Genomic DNA, 22,832 nt, shown 5'->3' on the forward strand with positions numbered 1-22,832 from the left:
GGAGTTGGATAGCTATCATGAATGGACTCTTGAGAAGTCAGAGGGAATAAAGTATCTTTGACCGTATGCCTACGTTACAAGGACGGAGCATTATTGTGCTCTATTGAGAGGTCTTAGGCCTAAAATTAAGGATGGTACCGTAAACACCTGTTTGCTCCTTTGGAGTTAACAGGTTTTTTTATTATAGTAAAGGAGCGAGAAAATGGAAAAGAAAACAGTCTTTAGTGGAGTACAACCTTCAGGCGATTTAACTATAGGAAACTATTTGGGAGCAATTCAGTATTTTAGTAGATTACAAGAAGAGTACAATTGCTATTATTGTGTTGTTGATATGCATTCAATAACAATTAACCAAGTACCGGCTGAACTTAGAAAAAATAGCTTATCTCTTATGGCATTATATATTGCTACGGGGATTGATCCGGATAAATCTGTTCTATATATGCAGTCGCATGTTCCGGAACATGCTCAGCTGGCTTGGGTTTTAAACACCATATCTTACATGGGGCAGTTGTCTAGGATGACTCAATATAAAGAAAAAATAAGTAAGAATCCCGACAACCAAAATGTTGGACTCTTTACTTATCCGGTCCTCATGGCAGCGGATATCCTGTTATACCAAGCTGATTTTGTACCTGTCGGAAGTGATCAAAAACAACATCTTGAACTTACCAGGGATTTGGCAGAGAGATTTAATAATAAGTATAGTCCAACTTTTGTAGTTCCAGAGCCTTTAATTCCTGATAGTGGTGGAAGGATTATGAGTTTAAAAGACCCTAGTGCAAAAATGAGTAAGTCGGATGAAGATGAAAGTGCAAGTATATATATACTAGACAATACTGATGCGATAATCAGAAAGATAAAAAGAGCTGTAACAGATTCCATAGGAGAGTTTAATTATAGAGATGAGCAACCGGGGCTTATGAATCTAATCAATATTTATTCCTCATTTAGCGGATTAAAACCGGATGAAATTGTAGGAAGATATGAAGGCGAAAACTATGGAAGATTTAAAGAAGAATTAGGAATATTGGTGGCTGAAGGTTTAAAACCAATACAGGAAAGATATAATGAGATTTTTGCAGACAAGGAATACTTACAAAAAATCTGTAAACAGAATGCAGAAAGAGCGTCATATGCAGCTCAAAAAACACTCAGAAAAGTATATAAGAAAGTCGGCTTTTATCAACCATAAACTTCGGAACATGCTCATTTTTATGGTAATTAACTAGGGCATACAATTCAAAACTATTCAAGATCTAAACTATTAAAAGGTGTCTGCTAATTATCCTACGGATGAGGTAGACACCTTTTCTAATTACTACTTAAGACTAAACAGGAATGTCAGTAATATAATATTAAGTAATTTTCTATTTCTCATCACATTTATTTTGTCAGAAGAATTAGTTTAATTATGAGTTAATGATTATTACTAAGCATTTAACTCAATATATTAGTAGTATCATTGTGGATATTTAACTCCTTAACCATTAATTAATAAAAATAATATGCATATAGCCAATGTAAGATATAATGAAATTCAAGTAAAGGTCATGAAGATGCTTGAATTGTCGCATTATCTTTATATGCTTAAATGATAAAATATTTGTTGACTATAAAACTAAATACTGTATAATATTATATGCTAGTTTAATATACTATATTTTATGTTTAATATAATAGGAGAAGACAGATGGACATTGGAGAGAGATTAAAGCAGCATAGATTGCAATTGGGACTTACACAAGAAGAATTAGCTGAAAGATCTGAACTAACGAAAGGCTTTATATCGCAAGTCGAACGTGATCTTACCTCGCCATCTGTTGCATCTTTAGAAGATATATTAGAAGCGCTCGGAACAAATCTGGGAGATTTTTTCAATGAGGAAAAACCATCCCAAATAGTTTTTAGGGATGAGGACTATTTTATTTCTAAAGATGAAGAACATGGGGTTGAAATTTCATGGATTGTACCAAATGCGCAAAAAAATGATATGGAACCAATAATGGTAAAAATTGATAAGAATGGTGAAACTAAACAATACTTACCTTATGAAGGACAGGAGTTTGGTTATGTAATAAAAGGTTCAGTAGTATTGATTTCCAATAACGAGGAATTTACTGTAAGTGAAGGTGAATGCTTTTATTTAGACGTTAATGGAACCAGACAATTAAAAAATAATTCAAATAAAGTGGCAGAGGTACTTTGGGTTTCTTCGCCACCAGGATTTTAGGAGGTCATATGTCAACGATTATACAACTAAATGGAGTATCTAAATCTTTTGATGAAGATAAAGTGCTGGATAATATAAATTTAACTGTACAAAAGGGAGAATTTATGACCCTCCTCGGTCCAAGCGGTTGCGGAAAAACTACAACACTTAGGATTATAGGAGGTTTTGAAACACCTGATGAAGGCTCTGTAATATTTGATGGAAAAGATATAACTAATGTCCCTCCATATGAGAGACAATTAAATACCGTATTTCAAAAATATGCCCTTTTTCCTCATCTAAATGTATACGATAATATTGCGTTTGGATTGAGAATTAAAAAAGTAAACAAATCTGAGATAGAGAGAAGAGTTAAAGAAATCTTAAGATTAGTAAATCTATCAGGTTTTGAAAACAGAAGAATTGATAGATTAAGTGGGGGACAACAGCAGAGAATTGCAATTGCAAGAGCACTTGTAAATGAACCGAATTTACTATTGTTAGACGAACCTCTTGGAGCATTAGACCTTAAACTTAGAAAAGAGATGCAGCATGAGCTAAAGGCTATTCAGCAAAGGGTAGGTATTACCTTTATATATGTAACACATGATCAAGAAGAAGCTCTTACAATGTCCGATACAATAGTGGTAATGGATCACGGTAGAATCCAACAGATAGGTTCGCCGGTTGATATCTACAATGAACCTGTCAATTCATTCGTTGCAGATTTTATAGGAGAATCCAATATAATAGATGGAATCATGCTTAAGGATTATCTTGTAAACTTCTCAGGAAAAGATTTTGTATGTCTTGATAAGGGGTTTGCAGAAAAGGAAAATGTTGAGATAGTAGTTAGACCTGAAGATGTTGAAATAACTACACCTGAAAGTGGTATGTTAGTTGGTGAGGTAAAATCAGTAGTATTTATGGGCGTTCATTATGAGATGATTGTCGATGTAGATAATTATGAGTACCTAATACATTCTACCAGATACTCTGAAGTGGGAGAAAAAGTCGGTTTGATACTGGAACCCGATAGTATTCATATAATGAAAGCAGGCAAATGATGAGATTTAAGAAGATGGCTTATCCTTATCTAGTGTGGCTTGCAATTTTTATAATTGTGCCGCTACTATTGGTTTTGTATTACTCTATTACAACAGGAAAAATAGACTCATTTAGCGATATGAGTTTAAGCCTTGACAGTTTTTCGAGGTTTTTTACTCCTCAGTATTTATTAATATTGGTAAAGTCCTTAAAAATTGCACTTTATACAACCTTGCTTTGTTTAGTCATAGGTTATCCAATGGCATATTTAATATCAAGGCTAAAAACTAAAATACAAAATACTATGATACTCTTGGTAATAATTCCAATGTGGATGAATTTTCTTCTAAGGACCTATGCATGGCTTAGCATTCTGAGCAAGAATGGACTGATTAACAGTTTTTTAAGCATAATCGGTATTGAGCCTCTGGATTTACTCTATACTGAAGGAGCTGTAATGATTGGTATGGTGTATAACTTTTTGCCATTTATGGTACTTCCAATTTATTCAGTACTGGCAAAAGTAGAACATGAACTTGAAGAAGCTGCATGGGATCTTGGAGCAAATAGAAATTATACATTTTGGAAAGTTATATTTCCTATGAGTATACCCGGTGTTATAACCGGAATTACAATGGTATTTATACCAGCAGTGTCGACCTTTGAAATATCTTCATTACTCGGAGGTAATAAAGTAAATCTGATAGGAAATATTATTGAACAGCAGTTTAGAGTCACAGGAGACTGGCATTTTGGATCATCTATGAGCATGATATTAATGGTACTTATAGTAATATCCATGTTAATAACCAATAAATTTGGGGAAGAAGGTGGTGGAGAACTATGGTAAAGAAAAGAATTTCAAACTTTTATCTTATTCTTACATTTATCTTCCTCTATGCACCTATAGCTGTACTGATAGTTTATTCTTTTAATGACTCTAAACTTAGAGGTCAATGGGGCGGTTTTACTTTTAAATGGTATTTTGAATTGTTTAAAGATAGAGAGGTAATGGCTGCTCTATATCATACATTATTGGTTGCCGGACTAACTACGATTATATCAACAATTACAGGCGTATTTGCGGCAATGGGGCTCTCTAATTTTAAGAAAAGGACCAGAGCACTCATCCTTAATTTTAACTATATACCTGTACTAAATCCTGATATTGTTACGGCAGTTTCATTAATGGTTTTATATGGTGCATTTAAGCTTAAATTTGGGTTATTTACGATGTTATTATCCCATATTGCATTTACGATTCCTTACGTGGTTTTATCGGTTTTGCCGAAGTTAAAACAGATGAACCGGCATTTACCGGAAGCTGCGATGGACCTTGGAGCCACTCCGTTTCAGGCTTTTACAAAAGTTGTATTGCCTGAGATAAAACCGGGGATTATAACAGGAGCAATGTTAGCTTTTACACTATCAATAGATGATTTTGTTATCTCGTTCTTCACAACGGGACATGGCGTTGCCAATATATCGACAACGGTATTCTCTATGGCAAGGAGAGGAATAAATCCTATAATAAATGCACTATCTACACTGATGTTTGTTACTATGCTTATACTTTTAATACTAATAAATAAAAATACGAAAGAGGAGGAATGATAAGTGAAAAAGTTTGTAATTATCTTATTGACTGCCCTAATCCTTACCGGCTGTGCCGGTGGTGGTGGAAAGTCTGAGAATGTTGTCAATGTATACAATTGGGGAGAGTATATGGACAAAACTATCCTTGAAGATTTCGAAAAAGAAACAGGAATAAAAGTAAAGTACGATACATTCGTTACTAATGAAGACCTATATGTAAAGATGAAAAAAGGTGGAGATGCATATGATGTCATCGTACCATCCGACTATATGATTGAGAGAATGATCAAGGAAAATTTGATTCAGCCGCTTGATAAAAGCAAAATAAGTACTCTCGAAAATATTAATCCAGATCTTATGAACGCATCATATGATCCCGAATCAAAATACTCAGTGCCATTTTTATGGGGAACTCTAGGTATTGTATATAATAAAAATAATGTAAGTGAAACAGTTGATTCTTGGGATATACTATGGAAGGAAGAATATAAAAACAAAATAGTTATGCTAGAGAGTTCAAGGGACTCAATAGGTATAGCTCTAATAAGACTGGGATATTCTATAAATACTAAAAATGAAAATGAACTTGAAGAAGCTAAAAAGCTGTTAATAGAACAAAAACCACTGGTTCTGGCTTATCAAGTTGATCAAACCAAAGACATGGTTATAGGAGAGGAAACTGACTTAGCAGTAATGTATTCCGGAGATGCGTATGATGCAGTAAGACAAAATGAAAACTTGAACTATGTAGTACCTAAGGAAGGCTCTAATCTATGGTTTGACTCGATGGTAATTCCAACAAATGCAAAAAATGTGGAAAATGCTCATAAGTTTATAGAATACATGGGAAGACCTGAAGTAGCTGCTAAATTGGCAAACTATGTTGGTTATTCAACTCCAAATATAAAAGCCAGAGATTTACTTGAAAATGATATGAAAAATTCTCCGATAGTATTTCCGGAGCTGGATAAGCTCAATAATTTAGAAGTTTTTAATGATCCAGGCGATACTATAGTTTTATACGATAAAATATGGACAGATGTCATATCTGAGTAGTATAATATTCGCTTGAAGATGAATTTAAATCATCTTTAAGCGAATTTTTATTTTTATAGACAGTAGATAATTCTACTTCAGTTTTTCTAAGATTGAATTATGTATACCTAATATGATATTATAAATACATAATATCATAACATAATATATCGATATAGATAAAAGATTAAAGGGGGTAGGTCGATTTGGATAGAACAGAATATTTAATTATTGGATCAGGTATATCCGGTTATAGTGCTACAAAGGTAATCAGAGAAAAAGAACCTGATAGTATGATAACAGTGATAACCAGAAACAAGGATTTGGAGAAATATAGAAGTAGATTATCATCATCTGCCTATGATAATTTTGAAGAAAAAGACTTATGGATGCAGTCAATAGACTGGTACTATGATAATGATGTTGAACTCATACTAAATGCTGAAGTTGTAAAAGTGGATACTGCAAACAATACACTTCATCTTGATGATATGAGAAGTATTAAGTACTGCAAACTCTTAATTGCTACAGGTAGTAGGATAGTACTTCCTGTCGTTGATTATGGTGATATGGAGAATGTAGTCATGATTAAAACACCTCAGGATTTAATCTCTGAGGAATTTACCAATCCTAAAAATATACTCGTAATAGGTGCGAGTGTTCCAGGAATTCAGGAATCCATATTGCTAAAACAAATGGGCAAGGAAGTAAGCATAGTTGAACACGGAGATACCATACTTTACCCTGCACTTAATACAGAATTATCCAAGAAGATTATTGGAGACTTGGAAGAATTGGGCATTAAAATCTATATCGGTTCAGAAATAGAAACTGTCATTGGAGAGGAAGAAATAGAAAAAATCATAACTACCAAAGGTGACAGTATAGATGTAGATCTTCTAGTTTTAAATAAAGGTATAAAATCAAATATAGAATTCATCATGGGATCGGAAATCGACTATGATATCGGAATCAAAGTTAACGAATACCTTCAAACCAGTGTAGAAAATATTTTTGGAGCAGGCGATTGCGTTGAATTCGATAAGCAATTAGTTGGACAATGGGATTCATCCCTTAAACAAGGTAAGACAGCCGGAGAAAATATGACGGGTGGAAAACAAAGATATAGGTATCCTGATGAAGTGAAAATAATAGAAATCGGAAGTAAAAGCCTATTCACATATGGTGAAACATCGTCCAATTCAAATTATGAAACAGTGGAAAATCCTAAACAATTTATGCAGCTGTTTTATAACTCAGAGGATAAAAATGAAGATAATCTAATCGGGGTTGCACAATATGGTAATATCACCGACAAGGACAAATATGTTGAGAAAATATTAGATAATAGGCGGAATAAAATATGAAAATAACTTTTTTAGGTGCCACTAAGGAAGTGACCGGCTCCAATATATTAATTGAAACAGAAAATGAAAAGTTCTTAATAGATTGTGGTATGTTTCAAGGATCAAAAGACCTGGAAAGACTCAACGCAGAAAACTTTAGGTTCAATCCGGAAGAAATAGATTTTGTAATACTATCCCATGCTCATATAGACCATAGTGGAAGATTGCCCAAACTGTTAAAGGATGGATTTAGAGGCAAAATATATACCACAAAACCCACTATCGACCTATGTGAAGTAATGCTTACAGATAGTGCTACAATACAGGCCAATGATATTGAATGGGAAAACAAAAAGAGGCTAAGGGCAGGGAAACCTCCGATAGAACCATTATATACTGTGAAACATGTAGAAGATACATTGAGACATTTCATTGGAAATCATTATGATTATAATATAACAATAAATGAAAATATAAGGATTAGATTTAAAGATGCAGGGCATATTCTGGGGTCTGCTATTGTTGAGATGTGGATTCGTGAAAAAGGTAAGGAATTAAAATTAGTATTTTCAGGAGATTTGGGCATGCCTGATAGACCCATTATAAATGACCCTGAATTTATAAACGGTGCCGATTATCTAATCCTGGAATCAACTTATGGAAATACAGTTCATGAACCATTTGAATCCAGTATCAATAATTTAATTGATGTAGTAGATAAAGTAACTACTAGGGGAGGATCGGTAATAATACCGTCTTTTGCTGTAGGAAGAACACAGGAGTTGATATATGAACTCAATAAATACTATGAAAATATCGATAGAATAGTGGAATACAGAAGAATTCCAATATATATCGATAGTCCAATGGCAGTGTTGGCAACGAAGGCATTTATGAAAAATTCATATGTATTTGATGAGGAAGCGAAAGCTTTAATCCGTTCAGGGGATAATATATTTGAATTTCCAAATCTTAGATATGTTAATACTGTAGAAGAATCTAAAATGCTAAACAATGTAAGATTCCCTAGAGTTATTATATCATCTAGTGGTATGGCGACTGCAGGGAGAGTAAGACATCATTTAAAACACCATCTCTGGGATCCTAAATCTGCTGTTGTATTTGTAGGTTATCAGGCAGAAGGATCACTAGGTAGAATTTTACTTGATGGAGCAGAATCAGTAAAATTATTGGGTGAAACAATAGCTGTTAATTGTGAAATCCATAGAATGGAAGGATTTTCTGGACACGCAGACGAACCCATGTTGTTGAAATGGGTAAATAAAATGAGTGTAAAACCCAAAAAGATATTTTTAGTACACGGAGAAGAAGAACAAAGCGAACCACTTTCAATAACACTTCGAGAGAACCTGGGGATAAATACGGAAATAGCTGAACTTGGGAAAACTTATGAATTAATTGGCTATGAGGACAGGCTGCCCATCGAAGATATTGCCGAAGAACAAAAGAACGAAATTGAAAATGAAATAGTTGATTTGTTCTTAGGAATTGATTCTCTTGAAGCCAATGATAAATTATTAGAAATTGAAAAATTAAATGCAGAAAAATATGCTGAATTAAAACGAAAATTAAAAGATATCAATGAAAATATCATGGATATAAATCTTATGCTAGGAAAATAGTAAATAAATGATGGAAAGAGGAATTTATGAAGGTAATTGCGATAATAATTGCAAAAATAACACTTATAGTAGGTAGAATACTGAAAAGAGGATCAAGTCTACCTGGATATATAGCAAGAAGAATTAGTCCCAATATATTAGGACAGCTGAAACAACCACCAAATATAGTAATGGTTACAGGTACAAATGGAAAAACTTCAACAACCCATTTTATTTCCTCAATAATGGAGAAAGCTTCTTACAAAGTAGCACATAATAGAGAAGGAGCTAATATGCCGCAAGGTATTACAACTGTACTCTTAGAGAATTCAAATTTAGCAGGAGTAATAGATGCTGATGTTTCGGTATTGGAAGTAGATGAAGGCTTTCTAAAAATGGTAACCGATGAAATCACACCCGACTACTTGGTCTTAACAAATTTATTTGAAGACCAATTAGACAGATTTGGCAATCTCGAAGAAGTAGCAAAAAAGATCAAAAATGCTGTACCTAAAAAAACCAAACTAATTATAAACGCAAACGATCCATTACTGGTAAAAATTGGTAAAGACTTGATTGAGAATGAAAAAATCTACTATGGAGTAGAAGGTTTGGAGATAAAAAATGAAAAAGCAGAAACAAAATGTCCAAACTGTTCAAAGGAGTTAAACTACGATAAATTATTCTATGATAAAATAGGATATTACACTTGTAGCTGTGGCTTTAAAACACCTGAAATTGACTACTTGGCTAAAGATGTAAATCTAGAAGATAAAACATTTATGCTAAATGGTCATAGATTCAAGTCTTCCTATGGCTCTGATTACTTTATATACAATATTTTAGCTGCCATATCTTATGCAAAAGAAATGGGAATTACCGATACAATTATAGAAAAAGCAATAAAAGATTATAAAATCGGTAGTGGAAGAATGGAAAGCATAGCTTTTGGTAAGCACAATACCATTTTGAATCTCGTTAAAAATCCTGCCGGACTAAATAGATCTATAGAATTTATAGATAAAAATCAAAATGAGGATTACTATCTATTGATTTCTGTTAACAACAGACCTGCGGACGGAGAAGATACAACTTGGCTGAAAACAGTTAATTATCAGCCTTTACAGGCAGATAAACTAAAGACGATATATATCTTTGGTGAAGCAGTTCAAGACTTAAGAGCAGCACTTATTGAATCAGGTATTGACACAAGTAAAATTGAAGTTATCGAGGATTTAGAAGTAACACTTATAAAACTTAAAAACAGTCCAGAAAAGACATACTTCTTAACCAATTACACTGCGATGGAGCGTGTTTCAAAAGCTCTAGAAAGCATATAAGCCGGCAAATGCCGGCTTTTTTTAATCAAATAAACTAAGCTGTTTAAATGTATTATCTATTAAATTCGAGGCAGTTAAACCCATTAATCTATAATTGGCTTCTCTAAATAATGATCTCAGTAATTGACGTGCTTTAATACTTATTGTATCGATATCATCCGTATACTCTATAAAAGTTTCAGATCTGGATTTTGATTTAAAATCGCTGTCTTTAAGTTTAACTGTTAGAGTTTTTGTCATAAAACCCTTTTTAATAAGTAAAGCTGTTATTTCCTTAGAATACTCATCCATAATACTTTCCAGTTCATCAAGATTAGAAATATCGCTAGAAAAGGTACTCTCAGTACCGATTGACTTTCTTTCCTGATACGGAATAACTAATCTATTATCAACTCCACGAATCCTATAATAGATTTCAGTCCCATGAGTTCCTAGAAATTCAACTAAGAACTCTTCAGATAACTGATAGAGATCCTCTACAGAATAGATACCAATATTATTGAACTTCTTAATTGAAACATTACCGAGGCCGTGAACCTTTCTTAGAGGCAAATCCAAAAGTATATCCGGAATCATATTTTCTTTTATTTCCTTAATACCATTGGGTTTATTCCAATCAGACGCTATTTTTGCCAGAAACTTATTATAAGAAATACCGATTGACATGGTCAGACCTGTTTCAGTAAAAACTCTATTTTGTATGTTTTCAGCTGTCAAAAAGGGATCATCAGTACACTTCGTCATATCCATATAAGCTTCATCCAGCGAGACCATTTCAGTTATTGGTGTAAACTCATTCAATATGGAATAAATCTTTTTGGACATCTCGCTATATCGATGTTTTCTAACCGGAACTATAACTACATGCGGACACAGTTTCTTTGCCATAAATACAGGCATAGCAGAATGTAGACCGTATTTTCGGGCAGGATAATTAGCAGTAGTAACAACACCTCTGTCGGAACTTCCTGCTACAATTACAGGATATTTTTTTAAATTTGGATTATCAAGCTCCTCCACAGAAGCAAAAAAAGCATCCATATCTACATGAAAAATTATGCGATTCGCCATATCATATCACCAATATGAGTATATCAAAATCTGATTGGACATCCAAGCTATACTCTGTATATTAAAAGAATTATATATTAACTTTGTTAAGTATCAATGTTTTAGAGCAAGCTCCATGATAAAGTCTATATAATGGTGTAAATTAGTTTTACAAAAAAATATGAACCATCCCCAACCTTTTGGTATAATAGTTTCACCACAAAACTAACCAGGAGGTAAAAGAGATGGCTCAATTAAATTTTACACTAGATTCAGAAATAATTAAAGGTTTATTTTCAGCTTCAGCTAAAGAAAATGCTATTGCAAAACTCTTAGAATCAATTTTAAACCAAGTTTTAGAGGCTCAAGTTACTGAGGCAATCGGAGCTGAGCCTTATGAACGTACTGAAGAACGTACATGTTACAGGAACGGTTCTAGAGTTAGACAAATTAAAACTCGTGTAGGAACGTTAGAATTGCTAGTACCAAGAGTTAGGGGTGGTGAGTTTTCTCCTGATTTATTCAATCGATATCAACGAAATGAACAAGCTTTTGTACTGGCTATGATGGAGATGGTAATCCAGGGTGTATCCACAAGAAAAGTAACAAAAATCACCGAAGAATTATGTGGAACATCATTTTCAAAATCAACAATATCAAACCTCTGTTCAAACTTGGATCCTTTAGTTGATGAGTTTCGAAACAGACCATTAGAGTCACAATATCCTTTTATCGTAGTTGATGCTATGTATTTAAAATCAAGAGATGCAGTAAAAGTTAGAAGCAAAGCTCTAATGATTGAGTAGAGTTCGCTCTGACGGTATCCGTGAAATTCTTGGTTTTATGTGTGGTGATAGTGAGACTGAACTAGGATGGAGAAACTTCTTTTCATCATTAAAGGATAGAGGATTATCAAATGTTGATATAGTTGTTAGTGATTCACATAAAGGCTTAAAATCTGCAATCCTTAAAGAGTTTCAAGGCAGCTCATGGCAGAGGTGTCAAACACATTTTAGTAGAAACATACTTGATGTATGTCCTACTAGACTACAGCCTGAGATAAAAAATCGATTAAGAGAGCTTTATGATGCGCCAACTACAGAAGTTGCCAGAACAGTATTAAATGATATCCTTGATGAATACTCAAATACTGCACCAAAGGCTATGGAATTACTAGATGCTGGTTTTGACGACATAACCCAAGTATTAAATATTCCAATAAAGTATCGAAAAAGATTAAGGACATCAAATATCATTGAACGTCTAAATCAAGAGATTCGTCGTAGAGAACGAGTAATACGAATATTCCCAAACGATGAATCCATGAACCGTTTAATTGGGGCAATATTAATTGATTTAGATGAGAAATGGAGTAGCGGGAGAATATGGTTGGATATGCATGAATACCATGAATCCAAACAAGATCAAGCCGAGCTTCAACAAGTTGAACCTACAAAGGTAGTTGCATAAGTCTGAGTTTAAGCTAATGCACCGCCAGCCTTGCACCAAGAACTTAAAAAACGGTAAGTGTTAACCACCGAAGGCGATAAACTCACAACAAAATGGTGTAATTATCCTTCGTTTTTTTAGTGTACCATTTTTTAAGTACTTGCCACAAGGCCAAGCCCTTCGGGTGGCTGATGTAATACCTCAGGCTCCAAATCTGCAACAAATCAAAAAAAGAAACTGCTAATCAAAAGGTAAGATAAAACAATTTACACACTAATTTGGACTTGACTTTTATCTACTGACCCTAAAAATAAGGAAATCACAATAAATTTATCAAAAAAAAGCAATCCTAAGAAATTCGAGGCTGTAGAATGCCTGTTATTCTCAGGATTGTTTTATTTTTTGTATTAACAGTTAAATGATGGTATTAACCGAAAAATCCTTATTATTTTATTATCTTCTCTCTCCACTTTCCAGTTCTTATAAAAAGTATAGAAAAAGTTATGGACAAAATCGAAGCCAGAGTAACAGAAAGTCCTAATCCATACAATCCTTTCGCAAGTTTAACTCCAAGAATATATGCGAGCGGTATTCTTATAAATATAGAAGAAAAAATACCGTTAAACATGGCAAATGTCGTACGACCTGATCCGTTTAAAAAACCGTTTAGATTGAATTTAAACGATACCAGTAAGAAATCAATACTATAGAACTTTAAGTATTGAGCACCGGCTATTGCAACCCCTATATCGGCACCAAATATTGCCATAATGGAATGAGGATGCAGCTGAGCCCATAAAAGGAATAGGAAAGCAGTTACTAATGACATAGCTATACTTATCTTAAGTGCTTTCAGTGCTCTTTCAGGCTTATCTGCTCCGATATTTTGTGCTGTCATTGCCGCGATGGCATATGAAAGTGCCATGGGAGGCAGCATGGAAAAGGTCTCAAACTTAGCGACTATTCCAACTGCAGCAGATGCATTGACACCCATACCATTTGCTATAGCAGCAATAACTAAGAAAGAACCCCACAATAAAACTTCTTGGAATGCAAGTGGTAGACTTATCTTTAAGATATTCCATATTCTATTTAAATCGACTCTTAAATTTTCAGTTGTAAACTTAAAATAATTGCTTCTTCTAGTAAGATACCAAATAGCGATAATCAAGCTTAATAATTGCGAAATAACAGTAGCGAGTGCTGCACCGGAGGCACGAAGTCCAAGGTTTGCGACAAATAATAAATCCAAAATGATATTGACAATGCATGCAATAGCTATGAAATACACAGGCCTTTTAGAATCACCAAGACCTCGAAGTACAGCGCTCACTGCATTGTATCCGAATATGAACACTGTCCCAGCAGATGTTATCAATACATAGTTCTTTGCATCATTGTATGCTTCAGCAGGTGTGTTTAGAAGATTTAATAGTCCATCCTTGAATATAAACATCGAAACAGTAATGATAAGTGACACAAAAGTTCCGATTATCATCAAACTACCTATAGTTTTTTCCGTGTCACTTTGTCTATTGGCACCATAGTATTGACCCACCAATATAGTTCCGCCCATTGTAAGTCCAAGAATAATACCGTTCACGATTTGCATCACTTGGGTTGCAACTGCTACTCCGGAAAGTCCGGCAGTATCGGTGAATATACCTATTATAAACATATCTACAGCACCGTAGAGTGCTTGCAATAGATTAGCTATGATAAATGGTATTGAGAATTTTATTAAAGATTCATAGATATTTCCTTCCGTAAGTAGGATTTTATTTTTTTGCAATTAAATCACCTATAAATTAATAATAATACAATTCTATCATATAAACTTAAAATAATAAAGTTGAACGCAATATGCTTTAGTTAGGAGATGTATGAAAAGCGGTTCACATTACTTAATTATCTCATTCCAATTATTTAATTAAAATCCCTTAGATTAAAGGACTTGATAATTGGGTAAATTTAAATATAGTATAGGCATGGAGGATGAGATGTCATTAAAATTACAAAGTGATTATTATGATAAATTAGATAATAGATTTTATACAATTACAAAACCGTCAACTGTCAGCAATCCTGTTTTGGTATTATTTAACAGTACCTTGGCATCAGAACTGGGAATGGAGTTAGCTGATTTAGACATGAAAGCGGAAATTTTCTCGGGAAATTATATAGATGATTCTTGGACGCCAATCTCCCAGGCATATTCAGGACACCAGTTTGGTTATTTTACCAGACTGGGAGATGGACGAGCAGTTTTATTGGGGGAATGGAAAGATAAAAATGGATATTTATGGGATATTCAGTTAAAAGGTTCAGGTAGAAATGCATATTCCAGAGGTGGAGATGGAAGGGCTACCATTGGTTCAATGATTAGAGAATATATTATCAGCGAAGCCATGCATGGTTTGGGAATACCCACAACAAGATCACTTGCAGTCGTTCAGACGGAAAATAAAGTTAGAAGAGAAGTCGTTAAAACCGGAGGAATTCTGACAAGAGTAGCATCCAGTCATATAAGAGCAGGAACTTTTCAATATGCTTATGAGGTAGGTGGGATAGGACTTGTTAAACAGCTTGCAGATTATGCTATAAATAGACATTATCCGCACTTGGACGGTTCTAAAGACAGATACCTGAACTTTCTGGACGAATTCACAAAGAGACAAGCTAAACTAATTTCGCTCTGGATGAGCAAGGGCTTTATTCATGGAGTCATGAATACCGACAATATGACGATAAGTGGAGAAACAATTGATTATGGACCTTGTGCTTTTATGGATTACTACAATCCTGATGAAGTTTTCAGCTCAATTGATACCATGGGAAGATATAGATACTCAAACCAGCCTAAAATAGGTATTTGGAATATTACAAGATTATTGGAACTGTTCGTAGAGATTATCGATTCAAATGAAGAAAAGAGCATAGCAAAATTATCGGAGATAATCAAATCCTTTAATGAATACTTCAGTTATTATTATTCCATGTTAATGAGATCTAAACTGGGATTAGTAAAAGAGTTTAAGGGTGACTTAAAATTAATAGAAGAACTGCTTCAGTTTATGTATGCAAATAATCTGGATTTTACCAATACATTTAGAATACTAAGTCAGAATAATTATAAAAATGAAGAAGTTTTTAAGCACATTAACTTTTTAAGTTTTGAGAAAAAATGGATGGAAAGACTCGAAAAAGAGGAGTCTAATATTGAAAAGGCTCAAAAGATAATGAAAAACCACAATCCTCAGATAATCCCAAGAAATCATTTGGTAGAAAAGGCAATTAGAGAAGTAGAGGATAAAGGTGATTATAGTTTTGTGAGAATCTTTATGGAATTATTAAAAAGTCCATTTGATTACTCTAAAAAGATACCGGAAGGGTTTTTAAAGCCTATGGATTTGGATGAAAAAGTAAATTACAAAACTTATTGTGGAACTTAGATTAAAGTAAAGGAGGGAAATATGGCTTACGAAAAGGATAGTAAACAATTATCGTTTTATGATGGGCCATCCCAGTTTGAGGGCGTTGATTTAGATCCTGAAAACAGATGGGTTAAGTTGGCTGACATTATTCCATGGGATCTGGTTGAGGATGTGTATGCTCAAAATTTCCCTTCAAATATGGGTAGAAAGGCTTATTCTTCAAAGATAGCTTTTGGAGCAATCCTGGTCAAAGATATACTCAAGGTAACAGATCAAGAATTGGTTTATTTAATTACTGAAAACCCTTATCTACAGTATTTTTTCGGTGAGATGAGCTTTAGTAATCAGCCGATATTCTCTACGAGCTCAATGACCAGATTTAAGAGAAGATTTAAAGAAGAAGATATAATCTACTTGTATGATCAGACTAATCTGCTGCTTGAGAATGAAGATATCGAAATTAAAGCAATCTTAAGATGACCTTTGGTTTTTTAACTGCTACTTTATAAAGTTGATTAAATTACAAACAATGAAATGATTATACTAAAGCACTTTACTTATATACCATATTAATAGTATAATTGTAATAATATTTTATTTTAGAGGAGAAGGATATGAAAGTACTTGAAGGAAATATAACCGCCCCAAAGGGATTTTTAGCTTCGGCTATAGGTGTAGATTTAAAAGGTTCCGGAAAAGAAAAAGAAGATATAATGGTAGTTTATTCTGAGGTTCCTGCCAAGGCAGCTGGAACATTTACAAAAAATCTAGTTAAAAGCGGAACCGTTACTTATTGTATGGAAAATATAAAAAATGAAAATGCGAGAGCTTTTCTAGGTTTAAGCGGTGTTGCAAATACTGCTGTAAAAGATGCTTTAGAAAAAGCTGACATGATGTGTTCTCTTGCTGCAGATTTTTTAAATATAGATAAGTCAGAGGTCCTTCCCGCCTGCACAGGTAGGATAGGAAAAATAGTAGATATAGAACGTATAAAATCAGGATTTGATAAAATGAAAGCACCTGATAAAAACAGTTCTGATGCAGTTTCAAGAGCGATTATGACTACTGACTCATTTCCTAAAAAAATAACTGTACAAGAAGAAATAGGGGGCAGTACAGTAACAATTTCCTGCATAGGTAAGGGAAGTGGAATGATTCATCCAAATATGGGAACAACTATAAATTTTGCAACCACTGATATTGCAATTTCAAAAGAGTTATTGCAGGAAGCTTTAAGCTCTGCAATAGATGAAACATTTAATATGCTAAGTATAGACGGCGACATGTCTACAAATGATACCTTTCTTATAATGACCTCTGGATTAGCAGGCAACGAAGAAATAGTATCTAAAAATGAGGATTATGAATTGTTCAAGAATGCACTCACTGAAGCTACTAGAGTTATCGCTAAATTAATTGCTTCTGATGGAGAGGGTGCTTCAAAACTATTGATTTCTAAAATAGAAGGAGCAAGAACACGAGAAGATGCAAGAATTCTAGCAAAATCCGTAATAACCAGTCCAAGGTATAAGGCTGCAGTAAATAAATTTGACGACTATGCAGCTAGGATATTGGCAAATATGGGTTATTCCGGAGGAATGTTCGACTATCTAAAAGCCACCATAAGTTACAGATGGGGTGAGTATGATAAAGTCATGTATGATAGAGGAGAATCATATGGACTGAGTGATGAAGAAAAACAATCCATGCTCGATATTGAGGAATTGATAATCTTCGTAGATTTACATGAAGGTGAATTTTCGTCTGAAGCCTATGGCTGTGATCTGGGATGTGAATATATCAATGGACTGGTGGAGTATAAATAATCAGCTAATAAAAAAGGGTTGCAGCGTATTGCAACCCTTTAAAGATTTTAGCTATAAAACTCAAGAAAACTCTTATATACATAATAGTGGTCATCTACTCCTGCCAATTCTCTTACTGAGTGCATAGAAAGAGTTGGATTACCTATATCTACAGAGGCAATATCCAGATGTTTGGATGTAATAGGTCCAATAGTAGAGCCTCCTCTGGAATCAGAACGATTTGTAAACTCCTGAACCGGTACTCCTGCATTTTTACAGATTTCCTTATAAACCGATATAGAATATGCATCGGATGTATAGGATTTGGATGCTGCAATCTTGATAACAGGTCCACCATTGATTACAGGATACACAGTCGGATCTGATTTTTCAGGATGATTTGGATGTAGTGCATGAGCCATATCTGAAGAAATCATAAAACTTCTGGAAAGCGCTTTAAAATAGTCTTCGATATCTCCGGTTAATGAAAGTGTAATCCTCATAAGGGTATCAGCTATCATTGGACTGTCAGCACCTTGTCTGGTCATACTTCCAACCTCTTCATTATCAGTTATAATAACGACATTTGTACTTTCGGATTCACCGGAGTCGATAAGTGCTGTCAATGAGGCATGTGCCATTGCGAGATTATCCAAACGTCCGGATGAGATAAATTCCTTATTCAGACCGACTAAAGCGGCTTTTTCTCTGGCATATAAATATAGGTCAAAATCCAAAATATCGTCTTTACTGATTCCAAGTTCTTCCGACAATAGATTGATTAGAATATTCTCTTTCTCTAAATTCTCATTAATCATAGACAAAAGCGGAAGAGTATCTACTTGTGCATTATAAGAATAACCGCTGTTTATTTCCCGATTCATATGGATTGCCAGGTTAGGGATAATCATTAAATTCCTGTCTATATTGATTAGTTTTAGAATCGGTTCATACGTATTGCTTCCCCTAAGAAAAACTCTTCCAGCTATCGATAGAGGACGATCAAACCAAGTTGAGAGTATTGGACCGCCATATACTTCTGTATTAAGTTTTATATACGAATCTTTTACCGGCATCTCGGACGAAGGTTTAACTCTAAAAGTAGGAGAATCACTATGAGATCCTATTAAATGAAATTTTAAGGAATCGGTATCAGTGCTGCCAATTCTAAATGCAATTAAAGCTGAATCATTATTTACTATATAGTACTTCCCGTTGGCTTCGAGCTTCCAATTATCTTTTTTATCAAGCTTTACATATCCATTATATTCAAGCATTTCTGCCGAATATTGTACTGCTTGATAGCAAGTGGGCGAAACATCCAAGAAAGTCATCAAATTATTAATAATTGTATTTTTGTCCATATTGCCTCCATTAATTTAAATTTAAATTTATTATATCATAAATTACATAATATAAATAATCCATGAGATTTATCCGAATATAGATTCAAACTCAATTATAAGCTCATTATAATAGTGTTATTTATTTTAAACTCACTAACAATATCAAGCCATTTTATAAAAATCTAATAACCGGAAGGCATAATGGTGCTTTAACAAATGGTATATGCAGATAGTTTAATAATAAATGTTAAACGTTTCAAGTAATCCACAGAAATCTACTATTAATTCCCTCCATAATACAATTTGTTATCAGAGTTGCTAAAGTCTATAATCATGGAGTGAATTAGACATTATTCTTGCTTCGAACACGGTATTTTGTTAATGTTTAATTTTTGGTATAGTACTTTAATTAATTATGTGGTAAAATCAGTTATAAGAGGGCTTTATTAACTTGTATTCTTTGTTTTTGACAAATATTAAAATATTAGTCCTCGTTTTCAAAATTATAAAATCATTATATACAGATTATTTCATGGGATGATAATGTAAATAATTTGGTATAATAATTGATTAAGTAAAGTATATTGAATATATTATTTTGTAGTATATCTATTATTAAGGAAAGGGAGGTAAACGAACTTTAAGTAGATTGTATATCTCAAAAAGTTGAAAAGTGATGAAGAGAAAGATATTTGCGAGAAGAAATGCTAAAATTTTAGGACTGATAGCTTTTATAGCCACCGGTGGGGGACTTATTGCATCTACAGCTATAAATGAAGATAATTTTTATAAGACGGAGATTCTAATCATCTTGGGATGTTTTTTTGTAATAAGTTTAGTCGATCATTATAGAAAGCTAAAAGAAAGCGATGATAAAAAGATTTTGACAAAGAGAAGTTTGTACATATTGGCCTGCTCCTTTATAGGTGTTACTTCAACTTGGTTTATCAATCATAAAATGGGATACGGAGCTGTAATAGCCAATGGACTCGTAGGAGTTATGGCGGCAACCTTCTTACCCAATGATTTGGCAGGTATCACATATACCTCATCTTTTGTAGGGATGAGTTCATTGAAAGTGATTCCTTCAATGCAAGCTGCAATCTTAAGTAGTGTAATAGTCGGTTTTGTATTTTTAACTACGGCAGAAATCTACGCAGGTATTGGAGGCAAGGGTGGAACTACTGCTGCTTTATCGACGATTATAACTAGAGCTATAACAAGGATTTTGGGTTAGGGGTGCCGGTATGAATGAAATTATAATCTTAATTACTGCAATAATAGCCGGTATGGCTACATATGTAGTTTCAAATATTCTGCAAAGAGGTGCAGTCATTGCTTCTGCAATCGTTACACTTATGTCCGGACTATTACTTCCGTACTTTTTCCCATCCATGTCAGGGGCACTAGTAACTGCTGCAGCATGTGCTTCATATGCCGGTATGATATCTGTGGAAAATGCTTTAAATGTTTTTGAAATGGCAATTATATCACTTATCACAGGTATACTTTTCATCGCAGCGAATACCGCATATGTTGGAATCGGAGGAAGACTGGGTACCATAGCAGCAATTTCATGCTTTGCTTGGCTTGGATTTAAAAAAGTATTTTTAGATGTGGATAAAAAAATGAAGGACTCATCCAATTTATAGTGAAGATTCTTTATTAGGAGGTAAAATTGTGAAAAAGAGTGGAGTTAGATTCATAGCTTACTTTGGAATGATTGCACTTTTAGCCAATCTTATCCTGGGCTTAATGGGGTATTCAAATCATACTAAAGAGATTAATAATGTAAAGAACCAATTACTTAAAAAACATGTTGAAAACAATATAGATTTGACTATGAAGTATCTTAACAATTCCTATGGAACCCTAAGACAGGGAAGCGGAACTCTTCTGGATAGCGAAGGCAAAAGTATAGAAGGAAGATTCGGAGTTGTCGACGAAATACTCGAAGACTTGGGAGACAAATCAAGTATTTTCGTAAAAGAAAACAACGATTTTAAAAGAATTTCAACCAATATTATGTCGGATGAAAATGAGAGAGCTACAGGTACATATCTGGGTACCAACCACAGAGCTTATCAGACTGTAATAAACGGACAAGTATATATTGGAGAAGCGGAGATATTAGGTGAGAATTATTATACAGCTTATAAGCCGATAACAGATGACAATAATAATGTAATAGGCTTATTATTCGTAGGAACACCGACAGAATCACTGGATAATATAATTAAGGTACATGACGATAGGATGGATGCAATAAATGTTTTAATTATAGTTTTAAGAGCAATTTCATTGGGCTCACTGATAACACTTGTAGGGGTTTCTGTGGCGGGCTCAAAATCCGACGATGAACCAAAGAAAGAAATAGTTAAAACTGAAAAACAAATAGAGAGCTAGATTTTAAAAAGCGGCTTACAGAATTCTGTAAGCCACTTTTTTTACTTGTTTTAATATGTGTTATTTATTAACGGTATAGTATTAAATAAAAAATGTGTATATTACCATATCCTAGTAAGATATAGAAGTATACACATTGATTGGTGCCGAAGGCGGGATTTGAACCCGCACGGTGTTGCCACCACAGGATTTTGAGTTTTACGGTTCATTCCGAAGTATTTGGAATGTAGTGGAACAAGTTGGAACTTAGAACTTGTAAAACCCGCATAAAATCAAGTAAATTGAAGCTTGAGAAGCATATTTTATTGTAATTACAAGACATATAAAAATCTATAATTTAGTAAGAAAAAATCTCGTTGGAGGGATATTAGGAGGGATTTTCATTATTCCTTACAAATAGAGTATAGCAAATTTTAGATTACGCAGTCAGCATCTATCACTGGCAAGATGATTATAAGGAGCTGGCTTAAAATGAGAGATAAACAATATTATCGAGAACGATTTAAGGATTATCCTGATGTTGTAACACTTGAGCAATTTAGAGAAATGCTAGGTGGTATTGGTGATGGTACTGCAAGGAAGCTTATGAGAGCGGATAGAGTTAAGCATTTTTATATAAGAGATACCTATATGATACCTAAAGAATATGTAATTGAATATGTACTTGGTGAACATTACGCTGAATATAAATATGATTTGAAGGTTCAAATATAGTTTGAGAATTATGGGATATTCAGAGATGTACATTTTTTTATCTCCAAGATTAGGGAATGTAAGTATGTATTCATGGATACGCATGTTAAGACAGTAGTATCCCTCTACCATAAAAATGCAGATAATTATATAAAGATAAACATCGAGTTTGGTGAGGGTAATATAACACGGAAAGCTGAATTAATATAATCATTTGGGTTAGATAACATAAATAGTATTTAAAATAAAACATCATAATATTAGAGGCTAAGTTTAGGGCAATAACAGAATATCTAAATTTAGCCTTTTTTAAGTTAAATAATGGAAATATTTTGACGAAACATGTATAATGAAAGAAAAGGGCGTAAGGGGTGTGAATATGGGATGAGTCTACTGGATGTAAGTGATAAAAAAATAAGTACATATTATAGTAACCACGAGAAGTTAGATA

General features: G+C 33.7%; 19 protein-coding genes, 1 pseudogene and 1 other annotated feature (1 of these 21 only partly in view). Of the genes and pseudogenes, 17 read left to right on the top strand and 3 right to left on the bottom strand.

Annotated elements, in window-relative coordinates; translation table 11 throughout:
* Positions 1–162: a binding site (T-box leader), on the top strand; it begins 66 nt to the left of the window's first position.
* A 40-nt stretch (positions 163–202) separates the two neighbouring features.
* The 9 genes from trpS to VZL98_03940 all read left to right on the top strand — a co-directional run bounded on the left by trpS (position 203) and on the right by VZL98_03940 (position 10,198).
* Positions 203–1,195 carry a tryptophan--tRNA ligase gene (gene trpS, locus VZL98_03900; protein ID WVH64093.1) on the top strand — a complete coding sequence of 331 codons (993 nt, stop codon included), beginning with the start codon at positions 203–205 and terminating at the stop codon, positions 1,193–1,195.
* Between the two features lie 498 nt (positions 1,196–1,693).
* Complete coding sequence (locus VZL98_03905; protein WVH64094.1) at positions 1,694–2,233, top strand: helix-turn-helix domain-containing protein; 540 nt, start codon at positions 1,694–1,696, stop codon at positions 2,231–2,233.
* A gap of 8 nt (positions 2,234–2,241) precedes the next feature.
* Positions 2,242–3,279, top strand: a complete 1,038-nt coding sequence (gene potA, locus VZL98_03910) for a spermidine/putrescine ABC transporter ATP-binding protein (GenBank protein WVH64095.1) — start codon at positions 2,242–2,244, stop codon at positions 3,277–3,279.
* On the top strand, positions 3,279–4,109 hold the full coding sequence (locus VZL98_03915) for an ABC transporter permease (GenBank protein ID WVH64096.1): 831 nt from the start codon (positions 3,279–3,281) through the stop codon (positions 4,107–4,109). The genes potA and VZL98_03915 overlap by 1 nt, the downstream gene beginning before the upstream one ends.
* A complete protein-coding gene (locus VZL98_03920) occupies positions 4,103–4,873 on the top strand; it encodes an ABC transporter permease (protein WVH64097.1) in 771 nt (256 codons plus the stop codon). The genes VZL98_03915 and VZL98_03920 overlap by 7 nt, the downstream gene beginning before the upstream one ends.
* A gap of 3 nt (positions 4,874–4,876) precedes the next feature.
* Entirely contained in the window at positions 4,877–5,911 is a 1,035-nt protein-coding gene (locus tag VZL98_03925; GenBank protein WVH64098.1) for a spermidine/putrescine ABC transporter substrate-binding protein, read from the top strand.
* A 185-nt stretch (positions 5,912–6,096) separates the two neighbouring features.
* The gene (locus tag VZL98_03930) at positions 6,097–7,257 is read left to right on the top strand and encodes an FAD-dependent oxidoreductase (protein WVH64099.1); all 1,161 of its coding nucleotides are present in this window, start codon (positions 6,097–6,099) and stop codon (positions 7,255–7,257) included.
* Positions 7,254–8,879 carry an MBL fold metallo-hydrolase gene (locus VZL98_03935; protein ID WVH64100.1) on the top strand — a complete coding sequence of 542 codons (1,626 nt, stop codon included), beginning with the start codon at positions 7,254–7,256 and terminating at the stop codon, positions 8,877–8,879. The genes VZL98_03930 and VZL98_03935 overlap by 4 nt, the downstream gene beginning before the upstream one ends.
* A 26-nt stretch (positions 8,880–8,905) precedes the next feature.
* The gene (locus VZL98_03940; protein WVH64101.1) at positions 8,906–10,198 is read left to right on the top strand and encodes a MurT ligase domain-containing protein; all 1,293 of its coding nucleotides are present in this window, start codon (positions 8,906–8,908) and stop codon (positions 10,196–10,198) included.
* A 21-nt stretch (positions 10,199–10,219) separates the two neighbouring features.
* Here VZL98_03940 and VZL98_03945 read toward each other — a convergent pair whose 3' ends face one another.
* A complete protein-coding gene (locus VZL98_03945; GenBank protein WVH64102.1) occupies positions 10,220–11,269 on the bottom strand; it encodes a DNA polymerase IV in 1,050 nt (349 codons plus the stop codon).
* 224 nt (positions 11,270–11,493) lie between these two features.
* Between VZL98_03945 and VZL98_03950 the strand changes: the two are divergent.
* Positions 11,494–12,718 (top strand): annotated as a pseudogene (locus VZL98_03950) (IS256 family transposase).
* A 424-nt stretch (positions 12,719–13,142) separates the two neighbouring features.
* Here the strand turns inward: VZL98_03950 and VZL98_03955 are convergent.
* Positions 13,143–14,489, bottom strand: coding sequence for an MATE family efflux transporter (locus VZL98_03955; protein ID WVH64103.1), 1,347 nt, complete (start codon positions 14,487–14,489; stop codon positions 13,143–13,145).
* A 208-nt stretch (positions 14,490–14,697) separates the two neighbouring features.
* On the opposite strand from VZL98_03955, the gene VZL98_03960 reads away from it, so the two are divergent.
* From VZL98_03960 to argJ, 3 genes are all read left to right on the top strand, one after another.
* Positions 14,698–16,149, top strand: a complete 1,452-nt coding sequence (locus VZL98_03960; GenBank protein WVH64104.1) for a YdiU family protein — start codon at positions 14,698–14,700, stop codon at positions 16,147–16,149.
* Between the two features lie 21 nt (positions 16,150–16,170).
* Positions 16,171–16,611 (top strand): transposase, encoded by a 441-nt coding sequence (locus VZL98_03965; GenBank protein WVH64105.1) that lies wholly within the window; start codon positions 16,171–16,173, stop codon positions 16,609–16,611.
* Positions 16,612–16,745: 134 nt separating this feature from the next.
* Positions 16,746–17,957, top strand: coding sequence for a bifunctional ornithine acetyltransferase/N-acetylglutamate synthase (argJ, locus tag VZL98_03970; GenBank protein ID WVH64106.1), 1,212 nt, complete (start codon positions 16,746–16,748; stop codon positions 17,955–17,957).
* 47 nt (positions 17,958–18,004) lie between these two features.
* Here the strand turns inward: argJ and VZL98_03975 are convergent, their stop codons facing one another.
* Complete coding sequence (locus VZL98_03975) at positions 18,005–19,300, bottom strand: M18 family aminopeptidase (protein ID WVH64107.1); 1,296 nt, start codon at positions 19,298–19,300, stop codon at positions 18,005–18,007.
* 658 nt (positions 19,301–19,958) lie between these two features.
* On the opposite strand from VZL98_03975, the gene VZL98_03980 reads away from it, so the two are divergent.
* From VZL98_03980 to VZL98_03995, 4 genes are all read left to right on the top strand, one after another.
* A complete protein-coding gene (locus VZL98_03980) occupies positions 19,959–20,519 on the top strand; it encodes a hypothetical protein (GenBank protein ID WVH64108.1) in 561 nt (186 codons plus the stop codon).
* Positions 20,520–20,529: 10 nt separating this feature from the next.
* Complete coding sequence (locus VZL98_03985; GenBank protein WVH64109.1) at positions 20,530–20,934, top strand: hypothetical protein; 405 nt, start codon at positions 20,530–20,532, stop codon at positions 20,932–20,934.
* Positions 20,935–20,962: 28 nt separating this feature from the next.
* Positions 20,963–21,688 (top strand): Cache 3/Cache 2 fusion domain-containing protein, encoded by a 726-nt coding sequence (locus VZL98_03990; protein ID WVH64110.1) that lies wholly within the window; start codon positions 20,963–20,965, stop codon positions 21,686–21,688.
* A 471-nt stretch (positions 21,689–22,159) separates the two neighbouring features.
* Entirely contained in the window at positions 22,160–22,402 is a 243-nt protein-coding gene (locus VZL98_03995) for a hypothetical protein (GenBank protein WVH64111.1), read from the top strand.
* Positions 22,403–22,832: the final 430 nt, after the last annotated feature.

Source organism: Peptoniphilaceae bacterium AMB_02 (genome assembly GCA_036321625.1).
Classification (GTDB): Bacteria; Bacillota; Clostridia; order Tissierellales; family Peptoniphilaceae; genus Microaceticoccus; species Microaceticoccus formicicus.